Source organism: Trebonia sp., from assembly GCF_049794275.1.
Classification (GTDB): domain Bacteria; phylum Actinomycetota; class Actinomycetes; order Streptosporangiales; family Streptosporangiaceae; genus Trebonia.
Genome location: NZ_JBARCR010000332.1, coordinates 1 through 3,489, shown reverse-complemented (window position 1 = coordinate 3,489; position 3,489 = coordinate 1). Strand labels below are relative to the sequence as shown.

Genomic DNA, 3,489 nt, shown 5'->3' with positions numbered 1-3,489 from the left:
CCAAGGCCGTCAGGCTCGCCTCCAAGTACGCGCCGCTCGTCCCCGTGCTGGCCGACCTCATCGCCCGCCCGGACACTCCTCTCGCGCCGCATGTCAAGGTCCGCATCCTTGGCCAGCTGCGCACCGCTCAGAAACGCTTCGCGGCCATCGCCCCGCCGGCGGCCGCCGGGCCTTCAGCGTTAAGGCCAGCAGCCGACGGCGTCCCCCATTGCGGGATCCCTGGGCTGTCCGCCACTACACTGCGGGCATGACGGATGGACGAGGGCTGGCTCGTGACCCTTCCGGGCGCGATGCAACGCCCGAGCTGCGGGTGTCCGATCGGGACCGGGACCAGGTCGTGGAGATCCTTCAGGTGGCCGCGGGCGACGGTCGGCTCACCGCGGTCGAGTTGGACGAGCGCCTGGACGCTGCGCTGTCTGCCCGTACCACCGGCGACCTGGCCAGACTGACCGCTGACCTCCCCTTGGACGGTATGCCCCCGCAAGCCAAAGACCTGGTCCGGATCGACCAGCGTTTCGGCGATGTCACACGCAGCGGCCGCTGGCTGGTTCCCCGCCGCATGGAAATCCGGCTGATGTTCTGCGACGCGAAGCTCGACTTCACCGACGCTCTGATCACCCACAACACCCTGCACATTGATGTCGACCTGCGTATCGGGGGAAACCTGCTCCTGGTGACCAGACCAGGGATAGTGGTCGACACGGACGACCTGACGCGCAGCAGCGGCGACATCAAGATCCGCCCCGCATCCGGCCCCGGCACGCCGGTTGTCCTGCGTGTGCAGTTGGCCGGGCAGTCCCGCGGAGGCGACATTATCGCTCGACCCCCGCGGCGGAAGGTCTCGGAGCGGCTGCGCCGCGGGCCACAGAATACCGGCCGCTAAGCGTTTGGTCCGCACGTCGTCGTTCCCCGACCGAGCCGCTCGGACGGGGCGCACGTCCAACCGTAAATCGGGCGCTTGGGCGAACGCTTCCTTCCGTGTCAGCGAAGCGACCCCGGCGTGCGGGCGAACAGGATGCGGCGGTGCTGCTCAAAGCCACGTGACCCCAGAAGCTCTTTCGGGAGTCAGGCGGCTTTGAGTGGCGAGCCGTTGTAGGTCCACCGGTAGGGCTTGGCATCGTGTTCGTGGTAGGCGCCGCGGCCCTGCAACAGCGTCTGACCACCCACGCCCGGCGCTGGCCGCAGATCACCGAGATCAAGGTCCGTTGGCGGGCCGGCCGGATACGCCCACATCGACGCCGCCCTCGATAACGATGAGGGCGGCCTCCAGTTGTGCCGTCTCAAGGACACCGGCCACCCCGAACTGTGGGGCTTCGCGCTGTTCACCTACAGCAACGAACGCTACGAGGACAACGTCCTGCCCACCGGCCTACCGTTCGGCACCCCCGAAGACGCCCTGGATTGCGCCTGCAGGCCCTACCTCGGCGACCCTCCCTCCTGATCGATCAGACCCCGAAGGATCAACGCAGCGCTGCACTAGGCGCTGAGCGGCGCGCGGCGTGCGGACACCTTGCGGTGGGTGATTCGCCAGCCAGCAGTTGTTCGCTTGACGATGTCGTCATAGACGACGCTGCCACTGGATCCATCCGCCTGAATCCCGATGCCCTTGGAGCGCACGCTCACCACCTGGCTATCGACCTCGGTGAGGATGATATTCATGACGTGATGACCAACGGGGCTGCGATCACCCATGGCGATCGCAGCGTTGCGGATGGCGTCGATTCCCTGCAGGGTGCCCCTCTCGAAGTCCCCAAGGTCGTAGGTGACCTCGGGGGAGAAGAGGTCCTCTAGGCGATCGAGCTCGCCTGAATCCATGATGTGCCCGTGCAGGGCGATCAGCTCGCTGATCGCCAGCCGGTCCTCAGCCGACACCGCCATCCCGAACCATCCTTAGCTGACTCCGAACGCCCAAGTGATCATCCCGCGCGTTTGGCTCCTTGTTCGTGCGGCATCGGAGGATGCCGGTTCCCGTTGCTGGCCGTCGGCTTGCTTAGCGAAGCGGCGAGTGGTCACGGCTGCTCTGCGGCCGGCCTGCTGGTCAGCCCGGGCTCTGTTCCAGCGCGATGGCGTTGGCTGCCTCCCGGACGCCCTTGGTGGCCAGGTCGAGGACGAGCTTCTTGCCGGGGAGGTAGGGCAGTGTCTTGAGGGTCTGGTTCTGCAGCCAGATCTGCCGGCGAGTCTGCGGGATGAACCGCTTGGCGTTCCCGATCGCGATCTGCTGGTTACGGGCCACGAAGTCCCGCATCCGGCGCTGGTAGCCGGCGAATGCGGCGCCGTGGTCGCCGTCGGCGTTCTGCAGTTCCGCGGCCAGGACGTAGGCCCCGACCAGCGCGAGGCTGGTGCCCTGGCCCGACAGCGGCGAAGGGCAGTAGCCGGCGTCGCCGACCAGCGTCACCCGGCCGGCCGACCAGTTGTCCATGCGGACCTGACTGACGGAATCGAAGTAGAAGCCGGGGGCGTCGCGCATGGCCGCCAGCAGCCGCGGGATCTGCCACCCCTGCCCGGCGAACGCCGTCTCGAGCAGCTCCTGCTGCTGGCCGGTGTCGCGGTGGTCGTATTCGAGGGGCGGGGAGGCGAAGAAGAAGATGGCCCGCGCCTCGGTGTTGCCCCTGGCGCTGGTGACCGTGACCGACTTGCCAGGGGCGACGTGTATCAGCTGCCAGTAATCGAGTCCCAGGTCGTTGGGGACGGTGAAGACCGACAGGTACATGCCCAGGTACCGGGCGAACTGTGACTCAGGGCCGAAGGCGACGGCCCGGACCTTGGAGTGCAGCCCGTCGGCGCCGATCACCAGATCGAACGTGCGCGGTGCGGCCCGCTCAAAGGTGACCTCGACCGCTCCGGGGACCTCGGCCACCCCGGTGACCGAATCGCCGAAGATGTACTCGGCGCCGCTTCGGGCGGCCACATGCAAGATGTCGACAAGGTCGCCGCGGACTATCTCCACGTCAGCGGGGTCGACCACGCCGAAGGCCGCGTTCATGCTGGCCAGATGCTTTCCGGTGGCGGTGACGTACGTCATCCCGCGGGTGCGCGTGCGCGCCTGCCGCAGCGCGCCCAGGATCCCCGCTCGGCTGGCGACGCCGATCGCCGCGCCGCGGATGTCGACCGCCTGGCCCCCGTCGCGCGGTGCGGGTGCCCGTTCGACCACGGTCGGGCAGAAGCCGTGCCTGGACAGCCAGTATGCGAGTGTCAGGCCGGCCGGCCCTGCGCCGGAAATCAGTACATTCCCGCGCTGCGCCCGGGACAGCCCGGGTGCCCGGCCAGCTGCTGATGCTGGTGGGGACATGGGAACCTCCGTGTGTTCTGCCGGCTTTGCGGTCTTCGATGCCGAAGCGGGTCGTGCCGTGGACATACCTGTCTCCTTTAGCTTCTTGATGCGAAGGCCAGCGGCCCGCGGGCAGGTCTTCCCAGGACGGTTCTCGTGTTCTGGGTCCTGGCTCGACGGTCCCGCGTGGTTCACGCGGGCACTGGCGGTTTTCTCGGCTG

5 protein-coding genes are annotated in these 3,489 nt (G+C 67.9%); 3 read left to right on the top strand and 2 right to left on the bottom strand.

What is annotated here, in order from left to right; translation table 11 throughout:
* The 3 genes from WA805_RS09185 to WA805_RS09175 form a co-directional block, all read left to right on the top strand.
* Window positions 1–251 (top strand): hypothetical protein (locus WA805_RS09185; RefSeq protein WP_425242132.1); only part of this gene is annotated, 251 nt, incomplete at its 5' end.
* Window positions 248–883, top strand: a complete 636-nt coding sequence (locus tag WA805_RS09180) for a DUF1707 SHOCT-like domain-containing protein (protein ID WP_425242131.1) — start codon at window positions 248–250, stop codon at window positions 881–883. The genes WA805_RS09185 and WA805_RS09180, both read left to right, overlap by 4 nt.
* Window positions 884–1,270: 387 nt before the next feature.
* On the top strand, window positions 1,271–1,441 hold the full coding sequence (locus WA805_RS09175) for a hypothetical protein (RefSeq protein WP_422287883.1): 171 nt from the start codon (window positions 1,271–1,273) through the stop codon (window positions 1,439–1,441).
* A 35-nt stretch (window positions 1,442–1,476) separates the two neighbouring features.
* Here the strand turns inward: WA805_RS09175 and WA805_RS09170 are convergent, their stop codons facing one another.
* Window positions 1,477–1,878 (bottom strand): nuclear transport factor 2 family protein, encoded by a 402-nt coding sequence (locus WA805_RS09170; RefSeq protein WP_425242130.1) that lies wholly within the window; start codon window positions 1,876–1,878, stop codon window positions 1,477–1,479.
* Window positions 1,879–2,038: 160 nt separating this feature from the next.
* Window positions 2,039–3,289, bottom strand: a complete 1,251-nt coding sequence (locus WA805_RS09165) for an FAD-dependent monooxygenase (protein ID WP_425242129.1) — start codon at window positions 3,287–3,289, stop codon at window positions 2,039–2,041.
* Window positions 3,290–3,489: the final 200 nt, after the last annotated feature.

Bases quoted from the DNA above. Each gene is read 5' to 3' on its own strand.
- WA805_RS09180 (WP_425242131.1), top strand. From the start codon at position 248: ATGACGGATGGACGAGGGCTGGCTCGTGACCCTTCCGGGCGCGATGCA.
- WA805_RS09170 (WP_425242130.1), bottom strand. From the start codon at position 1,878: ATGGCGGTGTCGGCTGAGGACCGGCTGGCGATCAGCGAGCTGATCGCC.
- WA805_RS09165 (WP_425242129.1), bottom strand. From the start codon at position 3,289: ATGTCCCCACCAGCATCAGCAGCTGGCCGGGCACCCGGGCTGTCCCGG.